At 32.8% G+C, this 16,375-nt stretch carries 13 protein-coding genes; 2 read left to right on the top strand and 11 right to left on the bottom strand.

The window, feature by feature from the left end; all coding sequences use genetic code 11:
• Positions 1-948 precede the first annotated feature (948 nt).
• The 7 genes from AABL85_RS11160 to purH are packed head-to-tail and all read right to left on the bottom strand — an operon-like array spanning position 949 to position 8,654.
• Positions 949-1,491, bottom strand: coding sequence for a hypothetical protein (locus tag AABL85_RS11160; protein WP_341310128.1), 543 nt, complete (start codon positions 1,489-1,491; stop codon positions 949-951).
• 48 nt (positions 1,492-1,539) lie between these two features.
• A complete protein-coding gene (gene rodA / locus AABL85_RS11155) occupies positions 1,540-2,793 on the bottom strand; it encodes a rod shape-determining protein RodA (RefSeq protein ID WP_286415512.1) in 1,254 nt (417 codons plus the stop codon).
• Positions 2,794-2,811: 18 nt separating this feature from the next.
• On the bottom strand, positions 2,812-4,692 hold the full coding sequence (gene mrdA, locus AABL85_RS11150) for a penicillin-binding protein 2 (RefSeq protein ID WP_286436707.1): 1,881 nt from the start codon (positions 4,690-4,692) through the stop codon (positions 2,812-2,814).
• Positions 4,689-5,213 carry a rod shape-determining protein MreD gene (locus tag AABL85_RS11145; protein WP_286415514.1) on the bottom strand — a complete coding sequence of 175 codons (525 nt, stop codon included), beginning with the start codon at positions 5,211-5,213 and terminating at the stop codon, positions 4,689-4,691. Before AABL85_RS11145 ends, mrdA begins: the two co-directional genes overlap by 4 nt.
• Positions 5,206-6,036, bottom strand: a complete 831-nt coding sequence (gene mreC, locus AABL85_RS11140; RefSeq protein ID WP_286415515.1) for a rod shape-determining protein MreC — start codon at positions 6,034-6,036, stop codon at positions 5,206-5,208. The genes AABL85_RS11145 and mreC overlap by 8 nt, the downstream gene beginning before the upstream one ends.
• A gap of 9 nt (positions 6,037-6,045) precedes the next feature.
• Positions 6,046-7,074, bottom strand: a complete 1,029-nt coding sequence (locus AABL85_RS11135) for a rod shape-determining protein (protein ID WP_006257267.1) — start codon at positions 7,072-7,074, stop codon at positions 6,046-6,048.
• 53 nt (positions 7,075-7,127) lie between these two features.
• Entirely contained in the window at positions 7,128-8,654 is a 1,527-nt protein-coding gene (gene purH, locus AABL85_RS11130) for a bifunctional phosphoribosylaminoimidazolecarboxamide formyltransferase/IMP cyclohydrolase (protein ID WP_341310127.1), read from the bottom strand.
• Positions 8,655-8,846: 192 nt separating this feature from the next.
• Here purH and AABL85_RS11125 point away from each other — a divergent pair, with 192 nt between their 5' ends.
• On the top strand, positions 8,847-10,094 hold the full coding sequence (locus AABL85_RS11125; protein WP_286436705.1) for an ABC transporter permease: 1,248 nt from the start codon (positions 8,847-8,849) through the stop codon (positions 10,092-10,094).
• Positions 10,095-10,171: 77 nt separating this feature from the next.
• Here AABL85_RS11125 and accD read toward each other — a convergent pair whose 3' ends face one another.
• Genes accD through AABL85_RS11110 form a run of 3 tightly spaced genes read right to left on the bottom strand, consistent with a single transcriptional unit; the run spans position 10,172 to position 14,713 of the window.
• Positions 10,172-11,026, bottom strand: a complete 855-nt coding sequence (gene accD, locus AABL85_RS11120; RefSeq protein ID WP_286415518.1) for an acetyl-CoA carboxylase, carboxyltransferase subunit beta — start codon at positions 11,024-11,026, stop codon at positions 10,172-10,174.
• Between the two features lie 44 nt (positions 11,027-11,070).
• Complete coding sequence (gene fbaA, locus AABL85_RS11115; protein ID WP_286415519.1) at positions 11,071-12,138, bottom strand: class II fructose-bisphosphate aldolase; 1,068 nt, start codon at positions 12,136-12,138, stop codon at positions 11,071-11,073.
• A gap of 46 nt (positions 12,139-12,184) precedes the next feature.
• Positions 12,185-14,713 (bottom strand): BamA/TamA family outer membrane protein, encoded by a 2,529-nt coding sequence (locus AABL85_RS11110; protein ID WP_341310126.1) that lies wholly within the window; start codon positions 14,711-14,713, stop codon positions 12,185-12,187.
• 78 nt (positions 14,714-14,791) lie between these two features.
• Between AABL85_RS11110 and AABL85_RS11105 the strand changes: the two genes are divergently transcribed.
• A complete protein-coding gene (locus tag AABL85_RS11105; RefSeq protein WP_341310125.1) occupies positions 14,792-15,526 on the top strand; it encodes an RNA methyltransferase in 735 nt (244 codons plus the stop codon).
• Positions 15,527-15,576: 50 nt separating this feature from the next.
• Here the strand turns inward: AABL85_RS11105 and AABL85_RS11100 are convergent, their stop codons facing one another.
• Positions 15,577-16,374 carry a porin family protein gene (locus AABL85_RS11100; protein WP_341310124.1) on the bottom strand — a complete coding sequence of 266 codons (798 nt, stop codon included), beginning with the start codon at positions 16,372-16,374 and terminating at the stop codon, positions 15,577-15,579.
• Between the last annotated feature and the right edge of the window lies 1 nt (position 16,375).

Genomic DNA, 16,375 nt, shown 5'->3' with positions numbered 1-16,375 from the left:
TAGAGCAATGGACTGAAAATCCATGTGTCCCTGGTTCGATTCCTGGAGGCACCACAAAAACCACTACGGTAAGTAGTGGTTTTTTTTTGCATTAAATGAAGTAAATAAAGGATCAAAAAGTTTAGTTAATCTAAACAGGAAAAACTTCTTATTTCTAACAATTATCTGCATTATACAGAAATATAAATACAGATTGTTCGGGAATTTATTGGGCAGTCTTTGGATGTTCTTCGGAAAACTGCCCCTCAGTCCGAACAAATACTGAACTCTTCCGAAGGGCTTCCGAAGAAATGAGTTTACTTAAAACGCTTGTTTGTTGATTTTCAATTATTTGAAATTTAAAAAGTGGAAATAAATGGACTTTTTTGGAAATATTAAGAAGTATTTAGAAAAAAATGGAAGAAAAAGGAAAAAAGTGGAAGTAAATCGGTTTTGTACTTTTATGTCTTTATAAATTTGTAATCAAGGAAAGGGAGGATGAATAGTTATAAGGAATCTACTAGAGATAGTTTTTTGTGTGGCTGCTAGGGGAATGCTTGAGGTATTCTTGATCAATTCTTCGAGAAATACATCTTCTGGGCAAGAAAAGCCCTAGAAATCTACTAATAATCACCTAAGAAGTGGAAGTCGAATATTCTTGTCTTATTTACTAAGAGTTATCGAAATCAAAATGTATATAGTTTCTTAATATTTTAATCTATTTAAACAACATATTGATACAACATTTCAGTAATATGTGATTTTTTGAATAGAGTAGAAGTCTTCAAATAAAAAAACTGAACAACTATTATGGAAATTAAGTGTTTAATGAGCTTTAAGAAAGGATTTATTGGTAAGGGTTGTTAGGGGATGGTTATGAGAAGAAGTTTCGTCAGAATGTTTGTATAGGAGTATATAGGTTAGGTGTGAGAAAAGAAAAGCCCACTTCGTAGAAGTGAGCTTTATTAATTATTTGTTGATTGCTTCAAACTCCATTGTTAGTTTTTTTAGTTCTAATTCATGGGTTTTGATATTTGTTTGTAAGTCAAGTAATTCTTTTTTGAACTTTAGATCTTCAATAGGAGTAAGTTTACCAGAAGCTTTTTTTTGTACATATTTGCTATTTTTTGCATTGTATTTATCTTCAGCTTTTTGAAGTTTTAAGGTTTGTTTGCTAACTCTTTTTTGGCTTTTTATTATTTCTTTTTGTTTTTTTAATTCAGCTTTATGTTCCTTTTCTAGTTGTTTCTGTGCTCTTAATTCTTCTTTTTGTTGCTCTTTAGCTATTTTTCTTTCTTGTTCTAATCTTTTAGAAGCATCTTTCTCGTTTTGAAGTTTAATTTCTTCAAGTCTTAAGTTTTCTTCTACTACTTTTTGTTGGTCAATTAGAGACTCTAGTGTAGCTTGTTCTGTAGTGATTTCTTTTACATCAGTTGTTTTAATTTCTTGAGCATTTACCACAGATGTTGTTGCTACAAATAATGCAGCAGCACATAGCATTTTGTTTTTCATTGTTTTGTTTGTGTGAATTGTATTAAAAATTTGTTTCGTGAGTATCTTTTACCATTCATTAATTCTGTTAGCATCAAGCTTAAGAAAGATAAATAATAGAACGGTAAATGCCATTAAACTAGAACCTCCATACGAAAAGAATGGCAGGGGTACACCTATGGTAGGAAATAGTCCAATAAGCATTGTAATATTAAAGGCAAAGTGGATGAATAGAAAGCAGATAACGCAATAACCATAAACACGGTTAAATATTTTCTTCTGTCTTTCTGCTAAATGAATTAATCTGAAAAATAGGCAGACAAATAGAATGATTACAAAAGAGGCACCAGCAAACCCCCATTCTTCTCCTACTGTAGTGAAGATGTAGTCTGTATGTTGTTCTGGTACGAAACCTCCTTTAGTTTGTGTCCCTTCTAAGAACCCAGTTCCTGTCCAACCTCCCGATCCAATGGCTATTTTGGATTGATTTAAGTTATATCCTTCAGCTTGTAGGTTAACGTCTTCTCCTATTAATACATTGATCCTATCTTTTTGGTGCGGTTCTAATACTTCGTCATAAACATAATCTACAGAGAATACAAAGGTAGACATGATCACAACTAATATTATGTATATTAAAGGATTACGAGTTATCTTCTTATTTAAATAGAAGTGTAATGCTGTTATAGCAACAATAGTGGCTATGATAATACCTGGCTTTACTACTAAGGCAGATACGAATAGAACAATAGTAATAAACCCAGTCCATAAGTACCAACTAGGTAATCCTTCTCTATATAGAACGAATACAAGAGAAACGAATAGCATGGCACTACCCGTATCATGCTTCAAAATAAACAAAGTAGGTACGCCAATAATAACTAAAGCAATAATTTGTTCTTTAAATGAACTAAGGTGTGATTGACTATCTGATAAGAATTTAGCAAGTAGCAATGCTGTTGTTGTTTTTACAAATTCAGAAGGCTGTATACCAAAACCGGCTATTTGGTACCAGTTTGTTTGTCCTTTTACAGATTTACCAAATACAAATAAACCCAGTATGGATAGTAGTCCGATGATATAAAATACCATAGCGTACTTCTCATAAAATTTAGTATCTATAGATACAATCAATATAATAAGTGGAATACAAAAAATAATAAACATTAGTTGTCTACCATAGATTTGGCTTAAATCAAAAATAGATGTGGTTTCTGCAGGTAGAGAAGCCGAATAGATATTAATCCATCCTGCTATGACTAGAAGCATGTACAGAAGTATCGATATCCAATCTATATTTTTTTGAACACTAACGTTTTTCATTTTTGTTGTAGTCTAAAGCTATATATTAATTCTGTGTGTTTTTTTAGGTTTATCTGACTTGTCATAAAGATGAAGTACCTTGTCGTATTCACTTTTTAGGCTTCCTTCAAGCATTCTTTTTTCTAAGTCTGTTCTTACTATTTCAGGCAGAAGATACTTCTGTATCATTAAGCTGGTAATAGGAGCAGCCCATCTAGTCCCCCAATATCCATTTTCTATAAATACAGCAATAGCTATTTTGGGATCATCTTTTGGAGCGAAAGCAACAAAGACAGAGTGATCTGTTAGTTGGTAACGCTTACCATTTATTCTTGTGAAATTTTCTACTGTTCCTGTTTTTCCTGCCATCTCTAAGCCTTCCACGCGAACAGAACGTCCTGTACCAATATTGAAAACATCATTCATTCCTTTTATCACTTGATCAAAGTGATGTGAATCTATCGTGGTAACGTGTTTAGTTGTAAACTTTTTATCGATATCGTGGTGTTCTATATTTTTAATGATATGAGGAGTATAGTAGTATCCTTTATTTGCTACAGCTGCCATTACGTTAGCTAGTTGCATAGGAGTCATAATAACTTCTCCTTGACCAATAGAGTTAGAAATAGTTGTTGTGCTTTTCCAGCCTCCGTTTGGATACCATCTGTTGTAATAATCTGCATCAGGAATATGCCCTTTTCTTCCTTCAGGTAGATCGTATCCTAAGAATTGACCTAATCCAAAAGAATGTAGGTGCTCACTCCATTTATTGATTCCTTCAGCAGGAGTCTTATATTTCTCAATTACTCTTTTATAGGTATTAGCAAAGTAAGTATTACACGATTTTGCAATAGCAATGTTTAAGTTCCAATGACCAGAATCGTGACATCCCATCCATGCACCCTTACCATAATAGAATCCTCTGTTACAAGCAAAAGTAGTATGTTCATTAATTACTCCTTCTTGTAAACCTATTAATCCAGTAAGTATTTTGAATGGTGATCCTGGAGAGTATTCTCCAGATAGTACACGATTATATAATGGTTTGGCAAGTGAATCATTGTATAGTGAAGTGTAGTTCTTAGATCGCTCTCTTCCAACTAATAAAGCAGGATCATAACTAGGTGCATTAACTAATGCTAATATTTCACCTGTTTTAGGTTCGATCGCAACGATGCCCCCTCTTTTATTCTGCATTAATAGCTCTCCATAGGCTTGTAACTCACTGTCTATTGTAAGTATGATATCATCACCTTTTACAGCTAAAGTGTCGTATATACCATTTTTAAATGAACCAATTTCTCTATTAAAACGGTCTCTTTGGATATATTTAACCCCTTTAGTCCCTCTAAGTGTTTCTTCATATTCTTGTTCAATACCTTGTATACCGATTAAATCTCCAGATTTATAATAAGAATTAGCCTTTATATTTTGCTCATTTACTTGACGTATATATCCAAAAATGTTTGCTCCTGCCGAAACTTGATAATCTCTTAGGGATCTTTTTTGAATATAAAATCCATTGAAATGTCTAATTTTTTCTTGAAAAGCAGCATATTCTGCTTTGCTTAATTGAGGTAAGAAAATAGAAGGTAGTCTAGGGCTATATACTTTTGCTTTTTCTAATTTAGAAACGAATTGGTCATAGGTAACATCCAATAAACTACATAGAGCTAATGTGTCAATATTTTTGACTTCTCTAGGAACAACCATAATATCATAAGAAGGTTGATTCGCTATAAGTAATTTATTATTTCTGTCAAAGACATATCCTCTCTCAGGATACTCATAGACAATTTTTAACGCATTATTCTCTGACTTCTTAATATAAGTGTCATCTACTATTTGTAAAAAAAATAATCTAGCTAGTACTACAATAGTAACTACTATAATAATTAAAGGTAATAAAAGCTTTCTCATTTTTTCGACGGTTTAATCAGAAATAATATCAAAATACACGCTAGTAGCGTTGTTATAGTTGTCAGTACAGTCCTTAGAAGTATCTCCCAAATAAAATTAAATCTAAAGAATTCTAATCCAAAGAGAATAATGTGATGTATAACAACAGATATAGAAATATAACCAAAAACTTCTAGAGATTTAAAAATATCTTTAGTGATTTTTTTGATGATATTTAAATTGTGATATTGATAGCTGATCCCGAAGGAGAACTTTAGTACGGATGGTCTAGCAAAAGCTAGAATTAGACTAGCAGCTGCGTGCATTCCACCAGAGTTTTCAAACATATCTACGATAAGACCAAGAAAAAAGCTTGTTAAGTAAAAAACAGCTTTATTGTTGTCTGTAGGGTATAGAATGATAAAAAGGATATATGGAAATGGGTTTATAAAACCAAAAAGATCTATATTATTGAAAATAAGAATCTGTGCGATTAATAACGCAATAAAACGAGCAATATTTGAAAATGCAACACTATTCATTTTTTGTTTCAGCTTCTAGTTGGTTAATTTCTTCAATATCTTTATTCTTAATTACATATATATATCCTAGGTTTGTCATGTCATTAAACAAACGAACAGAAATAGTAAAATAATTTGAAGTTTCATTAGTATATGCTTTCTCGATTACACCAATAGGAATATTCTCAGGGAAGATCGTAGATATACCTCCTGTGACAATAGTATCTCCTTTGTAAATCTCAGCTAGCCTTGGTATATCAGATAAGTTAACATATCCAGTGTTTTTACCATCCCATTCTAGAGGGCCGAAGTGATTAGTACCCTTAATCTTAGCATTGATCTTAGACTTAACGTTTAAGATGCTTTGTACAGTAGAGTAGTTTTTAGATGTTTTTTCTATTACTCCAATCACTCCATTACTATTAATCACTCCCATATCTTTTTCGATACCTTGTTTAGAACCGCCTTTTATGGTAAGGTAGTTTTCTTTAGTATTGAAGGTGTTACGGATTACTTTAGCGACTATAATAGAATACTCTTGTCTTTCTTCAGGCATTAAATTTCTAATTTCTATAGAATCTTGTGCCGTAGTATTGTTAAAAGCGATGGACTTTAGGTGTGCATTTTCTAAAACTAGAGCGTCATTCTCTGTTTTTAGATGCATATACTCCTTAAAATTGTTTACATTTTCATAGACATAACCAGTCACACCATTCGCAGAGCTAATAAACGAACTTTGGTGAAAAGTATGCGTTTGTATTATTAGCCCGAATGATATGACTAAAAGCAGCAAAAACAGTAGCTTAGTACTGTTTTTTATAAAGAAATTGATTATCTGCTGCATAAGTTATTTTTATTTGATCAATACACTTTTGTATTTGTCAATGTTCTTGATTGCTAGGCCAGTACCTCTTACAACTGCTCTTAAAGGATCTTCTGCAATATAAACAGGAAGGTCAGTTTTTTGAGAAATACGCTTGTCTAAACCTCTAAGCATAGAACCTCCACCTGCTAAATAAATACCAGTGTTATAGATATCAGCAGCAAGTTCTGGTGGAGTTTGAGATAATGTTTCCATTACAGCATCCTCTACGCGTTGGATAGATTTGTCTAGTGCTTTAGCAATCTCTCTGTAAGATACAGTTACTTGTTTTGGTTTTCCAGTTAATAGGTCACGTCCTTGAACTAGCATATCTTCTGGAGGAGTCTCTAAATCTTCTGTAGCTGCTCCAATTTGAATTTTAATTTTTTCTGCAGTACTTTCTCCAACGAATAAGTTGTGTTGAGTACGCATGTAATAGATAATATCATTAGTGAATACATCACCTGCAATTTTTACAGATTTATCACATACAATACCACCTAATGCTATTACAGCAATCTCAGTAGTACCACCTCCGATATCTACAATCATATTACCTTTAGGTTGCATAATATCTACTCCAATACCGATTGCAGCAGACATAGGCTCATGTATAAGGTAAACCTCTTTACCATTCACACGCTCACAAGATTCTTTTACAGCACGCATTTCTACTTCTGTGATTCCAGAAGGGATACATACAATCATGCGTAATGCAGGTGTAAACATTTTTTTTCTTAAAGCAGGAATGCTCTTGATAAAGAGGCTTATCATTTTTTCTGAAGCATCGAAATCAGCAATAACTCCGTCTTTTAATGGGCGAATTGTTTTGATATTACCATGCGTTTTTCCCTGCATCAAGCTTGCTTCTTTTCCAACAGCAATAATTTTACCCGTGGTCCTATCTCGGGCAACAATAGAAGGGTTGTCTACCACAACTTTTCCTCCATGGATGATTAGGGTATTCGCTGTTCCAAGGTCGATAGCGATATCCTCAGTCATAAAATCAAAAAATCCCATATAATTAAAAGGCTTTTATAGTTAATATTTTAATGCTTTACAAAAGTAGTAAATTAATGTTTAAAATGACGAATTCCTGTACAAACCATCGCGATATTATTTTCATCACAATAATTGATACTCAAATCGTCTTTTATAGACCCTCCTGGTTGGATTACAGCTGTAATTCCAGCGTTGTGAGCTATTTCTACACAGTCTGGGAATGGGAAGAATGCATCGCTTGCCATAACAGCACCTTTTAGCTCTATATTAAATGAATTAGCTTTTTCGATTGCTTGACGTAAAGCATCTACACGAGAGGTTTGTCCTGTACCAGAAGAGCACAGCTGACCATCTTTTACTAATACAATTGTATTTGACTTGGTGTGTTTACAGATTTTAGAAGCAAATAACAAATCTTCTATTTCCTTGTCAGAAGGAGATAATTTTGTAACGTTAGTTAATAGTTCTTTATTGTCTGTAATATTGTCTTTATCTTGAACTAAAATTCCGTTTAAACATGTACGTACTTGTTTTTTAGGTAATTCAGTTTCTTTTATTACTAAAATAATTCTGTTTTTCTTTTCTTTTAAAATCTCAATAGCAGCTTCGTCGTATGCAGGTGCGATTACAACCTCACAGAATAATTTGTTGATTTCTTCAGCAGTCGCTACATCAATAGTGTTATTTGCAATAAGAACCCCACCAAATGCAGAAGTAGGATCGCCAGCTAGCGCATCTAAGTAAGCAGCTTTCATTGTGCTTCTTTGTGCTACACCACATGCATTATTGTGTTTTAAAATTGCAAATGTAGGAGCTTCATTTTTAAACTCATTGATCAAGTTTACAGCAGCATCTACATCCAGTAAGTTGTTGTAAGATAATTCTTTACCATTTAATTTGTCAAAAAGGGCATCAAAGTTTCCAAAGAAGTGACCTTTTTGATGAGGGTTTTCACCATATCTAAGTTCGTTGCCATCAGCTTGGCTAATTTTAAGAACTGTTTCGTCTGTATTGAAATAGTTAAAAATAGCTCCATCATAATGAGAAGAAACATGGAATGCTTTAGTAGCTAATAGTCTTCTGTTTTCTAAAGTAGTTGATCCATTATTTTCTTGAATCATCTTTAAGAATAACTCATATTCATTTACAGAAGGAACGATTACTGTGTCTTTAAAGTTTTTTGCAGCAGCTCTGATCAATGAAATACCACCGATGTCTATCTTTTCAATAATATCAGCTTCAGGAGCTCCAGAAGCTACTGTGTTTTCAAAAGGGTATAAATCCACAATCACTAGGTCGATTTGTGGGATTTCGTATTCTTTCATTTGAGCAATATCTCCTTCGTGATCTTGTCTATTAAGAATTCCTCCGAAAATCTTAGGGTGTAATGTTTTTACTCTTCCACCTAGAATAGATGGGTAAGAAGTAACGTCTTCTACCGGTACTACAGGTATATTTAACTCTTTGATGAAAGTTTCTGTACCACCAGTTGAATAGATAGTTACATTGTGCTTGTGTAACTCTTTTACGATTGGCTCTAATCCATTTTTATCAAAAACAGAAATCAGTGCTGATTGAATTTTTTTAGTTGTGCTCATGTTGTGTTTTTTGTCAATGCGCAAAAGTAACTATTGTCAATGTATTAATAAAGTTTAATGTAGAAGTTTTTTAGCTTTCTTTTTATTTTATTTCTAATAATGATTAATTTAGAAAAATATATCTCTGTTTTTTGTGTTGTTGACAAGATTCGGTGAAGGATGTTTTATCTATAAAGAAAAGTGATTAGCCTTATGAGAGTGTATTTAAGACTTTTATCCACGAGTTTTGGTTTTGCGATTAATGCGTTGCGTATTAATAAGCTTCGTACTGCGCTTTCTTTTTTAGGTGTTACTATTGGTATTTTTTCTATTATAGCTGTTTTAGCAGCGGTAGATTCGATGGATAGAAATATTAAAAGTGAGTTGAGTGGTTTTGATCGAAATATGATTTATGTTTTTGATCGTTCTTTCGGACCAACAGATGTTCCTAAATGGAAGTATGAGCAATTTCCAAAGATGAAGTATGATGAATATGACTACCTTAAACGAAATCTAACTAATGTAGAGTATGCATCTTTTAACTATTTTACTAAATCTGAGCAAATGAAGTTCGGTGCGAATTATGCAGAAGTCATTATGAGACCTAGTTCATCTGATATGCAGTTTCTTGATAATGTTAAAGTGGTTAATGGACGTTTTTTTAATGAATCAGAAGCGACCAATGGTGTGCCGGTGGTGGTGATAGGGCATGAAGTAGCTAATACATTATTCCAAGACTTTGATCCTATAGGGCAAGAAGTACGTTTGTATGGAAAGCGTTTTGTAGTTATTGGAGTTATTGAAAAACAAGGATCTATTAGCGTAGGAGGAAGTCAAGATGAGAGCGTATATATGCCAGTGAATATAATGAGGCAGATGTTTGGTGATAATAGTCTAGCTTCTACAACCGTAATTATTCTCAAACCAAGTAAAGATATTAGCATTAATCAATTTGAAGATGAAATAGTGGCTAAGTTAAGACTATATAGGGGGCTAAAAGAAAGTGATGATAATAATTTCTTTGTTAATGTGTTTGGAGGGATGCTAGACATGATAGAAAAAATTATAGGGCAAATGAATGTTGTTGGGTGGATAATTAGTGGATTTTCTTTATTGGTAGGGGGTTTTGGTATAGCTAATATTATGTTTGTGTCTGTTAAAGAACGTACGCATCTTATTGGTATTCAAAAAGCTATTGGTGCGAAGAAAAATTTCATCTTATTTCAATTTTTATTTGAAGCAGTTATATTATCACTTATTGGAGGGCTAGTAGGTATTGTTATGGTGTGGGGTATTGGTTTATTAGTCACTGTCTTATTAGATTTTACTTTTGTATTGAGTTTATCTAATATCTTTATCGGGTTAGTTCTATCTGGTTTTATTGGAGTATTGTCAGGATATTTACCTGCAAGGTCAGCTGCTAAGTTAGACCCTGTAGAAGCCATTAGGATGGGAGGGTAGCAGTTAATAAAAGTAAAAAAAGGATACTAGTTATAATAAACACTAGTATCCTTTTTTATATAAGACCTGAGGTATTACTATCTCATAGGTCTATTTAAGATTAAATCTAAGTATTGATTTACATTCTTTTTCAGATCTTTTCTGTGTGTAATGAAATCAAGGAATCCATGTTCTAGTAAGAACTCAGAAGTTTGGAAACCTTCAGGTAAGTCTTTACCTGTTGTATCTTTTACAATACGTGGACCTGCGAAACCAATTAATGCACCTGGTTCAGCTATATTGATATCACCTAACATAGCGAAAGAAGCTGATATACCACCTGTTGTAGGATCTGTACATAGTGAAATGTATGGAATTTTAGCATCACTTAATTGAGCTAATTTAGCAGATGTTTTTGCCATTTGCATTAATGAAAAACCTGCCTCCATCATACGAGCTCCACCTGATTTTGAAATCATTAAGAACGGTATGTTGTTTTTTAATGAATAGTCTATTCCACGAGCGATTTTTTCTCCTACTACCGATCCCATAGAACCTCCAATAAAAGCAAAATCCATCGCAGCAACTACTAATTTTTCTCCTTTTGATTGACCAACAGCGACTTTAACAGCATCTTTTAATTGTGTTTTAGTCATTGCTTCTTTTAAACGATCTACATACTTTTTAGTATCTTCAAATTTCAAAATATCTTTTGAAGAAAGGCTTTTGGCTATTTCTTTGTAGTCGTTGTTGTCAAAAAGAATTTCAAAATATTCTTTACTACCAATACGAACGTGATATCCATCTTCTGGACTCACCCATAAATTTTGTTCTAACTGATCTTGATCAATTATCTTTCCAGTTGGGGATTTATACCACAATCCTTTTGGAATATCTTTTTTGTCTTCTGTTGGCGTCTGAATACCTTTTTCTTTCCTTTTAAACCAAGCCATAAAATGTTTCTTTTGTTTATACTAATTTGAAAGCAAGGGGGGAATTATAACGTATTTACGTTATTTAAATCTTCAAAAGCTTGTTCTAGTCTAGCGATTAAAGTTAATTCTCCTTGTCTAACCCATGCTCTTGGATCATAATACTTCTTATTAGGAATATCTGAACCTTCTGGGTTACCTATTTGAGTTTTTAAATAGTCTATTTTTGAAGACATATAGTCTCTAATTCCTTCTGTGTAGGCAAACTGAGTATCTGTATCGATATTCATTTTGATTACACCGTAGCTAATAGCTTCTCTGATTTCTTCTACAGAAGAACCTGATCCACCATGGAAAACGAAGTCTACAGGATTGTGTCCTAAGTTATGTTTCTTAGCCACATATTCTTGAGAATTTTTAAGAATGATAGGAGTAAGCTTTACGTTACCTGGTTTGTAAACACCGTGTACGTTTCCAAAAGAAGCAGCGATAGTAAATCTAGGACTTACTTTAGATAATTCTTCATAAGCGTAATCTACTTCATCAGGTTGAGTGTATAATCTAGACGAATCTACATCTGTATTATCTACCCCATCTTCTTCTCCACCAGTTATTCCTAATTCTATTTCTAATGTCATACCTAGTTTGTCCATGCGTTCTAAGTATTTTTTAGAAATCTCGATATTTTCTTTAATTGGTTCCTCTGATAAGTCAATCATATGTGAACTAAATAGAGGTTTACCATATTGTTTCATATGTTCTTCACCAGCTTCTAATAAACCATCTATCCAAGGTAATAGTTTTTTTGCACAGTGGTCTGTATGTAGAATAACAGCTACTCCATAAGCTTCTGCTAATGCATGTACGTGTTTTGCTCCTGCAACAGCTCCTATGATAGCTGATTTTTGATTATCATTTGACAACCCTTTACCTGCCATAAAAGATGCTCCTCCATTTGAAAACTGAATAATCACTGGAGAGTTTAATTTAGCAGCCGTCTCTAATACAGCATTGATAGTACTTGAACTAGTTACATTTACTGCTGGTAGTGCAAAACCTTTCTCTTTTGCATATCTAAAAATCTCTTGAACTTGGTCGCCAAAAGCAACTCCTGGTTTAATATTATGAGCCATAGTTGTGTGTTTAAATTTTGTACAAAAATACTAATTATTATTTGAATTAGAATGGATAATTAATTCCAACGTTTAAGACTGATTCTTTTAAGCTAAACTCCTTGAACCATTTTCGACCTTTATCTTGTGCAGGATTATATGTTTTGAATCCCATATCTAATCTGAATACAAAGAAACTAAAATCATACCTTAATCCTAGTCCCGATGCTACTGCCATATCTTTTAATGAAGAAATGCCGTTAAAGGTATAGGTATTATCTTTAATATCATCAAATACATTCCAAATATTTGAAGCATCTACGAAAAGGGCTCCATACCATTTTCCTCCAATATTAAAACGATATTCAGTACTGAAGAACAATTTCATATTTGCTTCGTTAAAATCATTGATTCCACCACTTCGTCCAGGACCTAAACGATATGACTGCCATCCTCTATTGTCATTTGATCCTCCTGAATAGTAACTTCTTGTGAATGGAATAGAGTTAGAGTTGCCATAAGGGATTGCTAGACCAGCAAAAGCTCGCATTGCGACAACACGTTTTTTACCTAAATCAAAGTACTTAACGAAGTCTACCTCGGTTTTTACATATTGAGAGAACTCCACATCCATTATTGTCTTTTTTCCTGTCGGACCAACTTTAGAACTAGTGTTCTGCATTAAAAGATTCATAAGGCCACCTGCAGACTCTACTTTTGCTTTTAGTGTATAAAAACTATTGTCTAACAGGTTAGTTCTAGTTGTATTTGTAAAGGTAATATTGCTCGCTATAATTAAGTTGTTTTCAGATAAGCGTACTCGTCTTTCTTCTATACTTCTAATCTCTTGATGATCTTGAGCAGAGATACCTAGAGGATTATTTGTATCTAAAGCATCTTTTATAAATAGGTTACTTCCTCCCTCAGCTATTGTTAGATTACCATTTTGATCATAATAGTCTGGGTTAATGTTACTATAGTTTTTAGATAAATCATTTAATCTGGTATAAGATGATTTATAGACACTAAAGTAGTTACTAGGGTTTGTGTTTCTAATGTATTGAATGTTAGCTAAGTCTACACTGAAGCTATTTCTTCTAGACGGTAACCACGTATAGTTTATAATGGCGGTTAAACTGTTTTTATCTAGTCCAATATTTTTTTGTTTAGTATGGCCAAAACTCATAGAAGTAGTCGGTAGCATACTTTTAGGAATAAACCTTTCTGTTTTTATAGGAAATAATAATCGAGGAAAAGTTAATTTAATATCCCCTCCATATTCTGTTACATTGAAGAACACATCATTTGGATTACTCATTTGGCGAGAAGACCCTAATGATCCTTTTAAATTTATTTCTAATATTTCAGCTCCTTTAAAAACATTTCTAAATAATAAACCCATACTACCACCGATTCCGAAATCTTGAATATTAGAGTGAGTAACATCAAAGGAAGGGTTAAAAGTCATTTTTTTACGAGATGTCAAGTAGATATTACTGATCAATGATTGACCAGTAGTATCTCTTTTATCTTCTACATACTCAATAACTGGGTAGTTAAAAGTACGCAGATTACTAATAGAGCGAGATGTCAATACCCTTCTGAAATCACTAAAAGTACTACCTTTCGTAATAAAAATAGCATCTGTAAGTGCCTTCGGCTTATACTGAAGTTTTGTAGAGCTATAAATATTAAAATTGTTATAGTGGATACTATCTAAGACGTATTCTTTGTTTTTAGAACTATTATCTGTGAAGATATTTACATCACTAATAGTATATATTTTAAAAGGAACTTCTTTTAATGTATCACCAGATTTTATTGTTCTTGGGTCAATGATTAGTTCTATATTAGCTCTGTTTTTTTTATTGATGATAGTATCTACTTCATAGCGAATATTTAATTCTTGAAAGTAATATGCTCCATTATCTCTAAACTCTGTCGCTAATCTTTTTCGTTCTTCTTCGAAATTTTTAACGTCAAATACTGTATTGTTCTTGATTTTAGATTTTGAAAGAGACTTCAGATATAAATCTTCTAAGGCTTTCGTACTAATATTAGAGTTAATACTATCTATAATATAAGGTTCACCTGTAGTAATACTATAGGTGTTTTTTACTTTTTTTACTCCAGTAGTATCTAACTGAGTTGTGATTTTTGTGTCAAAAAAACCTTTGTTGAAGTAATAGTTTTTTAAACGAACTTTAGATTTATTTGTTCTCAGACTATCATATAAAGCAGGCGCTTCTCCTGTTTTTAATAGGAAGTTATTGATTCCAGATATAACAAAAGATTCTCCTAAACGGTCAACTTGTTTTTTAGAAAGAATCCCCTCCATTAGCTTTTCTTTACCAGGATGTTCTTTTAGCCATACTTGGTATAATGAATCAGCATTTGGTTTTGCAAGATTGTATAAGTACAGTCTTAACCTCATATTAGTCATAGGAAAAGTACTGTTCGGATGTTGGTATAGCTGAGCTATAACCTCTTCTTTAGATATTTTTTTACCATTTTCAAGAATGGTGTTCTCCATTAATAGAGCTCGATCATTTGGAACCTGCTCAGTGATAGAGCATGCAAAAAAACTTATGCTCATTAATAGAAATAGTAGTATTTTTGGTAAAAATCTGCTCAAAGTAGTATAGTCAATTTTTAGTCAAAAATACAGTTTTTTATGGTTACGAAAAACCAAATCAAATTAATTAAGAGTTTACATCAGAAAAAATATAGAAAAGAACACCAACTTTTTATTGCAGAAGGTGTTAAGGTGATTGGAGAATTAGTTAAATCTTCTCTGGTTTTAGAACATATATATTGCACAGAGGAGCTTCACTTTAATGTTCCACAGTCTAAGGTTTCTATTATTAGCAAAGAGGATTTAAAAAAAATGTCTGCTCTGAGTACTACTTCTAATTGTTTGGCTGTATTTCATTGTACGGAACAAGAACCTGTAGATTATAGTGATCTCATCGTTGCTTTAGATGATATTAGAGATCCCGGAAACTTAGGTACTATTATACGATTATGTGATTGGTTTGGTATTAAACATATTGTTTGTACTAACGAAACAGTAGATGTATATAACCCTAAGGTTGTACAAGCTACTATGGGGTCTATTGCACGTGTTAATCTTGTTTATGGAGATTTAGCTGAATTAATTAGAGAGGGAGGAGAGCTCCCGATTTATGGAACGTTTATGGATGGTGATAATATCTATCAGAAAACAGTAGAGAATAAAGGAATTATCATTATGGGAAATGAAGCTAATGGCATTAGCGCTACTATAGAAGGTTTAGTGACAGAGAGAATAGCTATTCCGCGTTATGGAAATTTACAACAGACAGAAAGTTTAAATGTTGCCATGGCAGCCTCTATTGTATTAAGTGAATTTAGAAGACATAATTTTTAATAGCATAAAAAAAGGGAACTTAAACAAGTTCCCTTTTTTTATATCTGTTTTTAATGAAAGGTAAAGTTGACAAATATTCCTCTAGATTTCATCGATTCGATATTTCCAGTCCACGGACTTTGTGCATTTTTATCTCTGATTAATTCATCATTAATTCCGAATACCCCTCTAATAGAAGGTGAGAATTTAAAGTATTCAAAATAAAGATCCACTCCAACTCCGATTTCATAGTTAGCTGTAAGTTTCTCTACTCTCCAGACTCCTTCATAGTTATCACTATCTACTTTATTATTACTTCCTAAGTTTAAGTCTAAAGAAAAACCTCCTAAGACATAAGGACGTATATTTCCAGTTCTCAAAGCAGAAAATTTTAATAATAAAGGGAAGTGCAGGTATGTAGCACTAGTTGATTTTACAGAGGAGTTGTTTAGTTCATATTCTGAAGGCTCTAGATTATTGTGCTGTGTGGCATAATAATCATAGATAAGTGCTCTAGGAAATGATAGTTCTCTTTTAGCATACGTTAACCCTGGTTCAAAACGCAAGTCTAAATGTTCCATGATACGCAAATTCCCTACAAGACCTACATTGAAGCCCATAGATGACTTAACTTGAATTTCAGTATAGTCATTAGGATACTTTTCTTTTAGTGCTTGTAGTTTGTGATAATAGTCTGCGTTATAATCAAACTTGTAATTGTATGAATTAACTCCTAAGTAATAACCCCAATGTACACGTTGTTTGTCCCACTCTCTTTTGTTAAGCATGGGGTTTCTACCGAATATCCATTGCCCATAAGATTGTGAGCTAACGAATAGGATTAAAAAAAATACAATTAGTCTTTTCATA

Origin of the sequence: Myroides odoratimimus, assembly GCF_038039805.1 — a bacterium.
Classification (GTDB): domain Bacteria; phylum Bacteroidota; class Bacteroidia; order Flavobacteriales; family Flavobacteriaceae; genus Flavobacterium; species Flavobacterium odoratimimum_B.
This window is presented reverse-complemented; position numbering and strand designations above follow the sequence as displayed.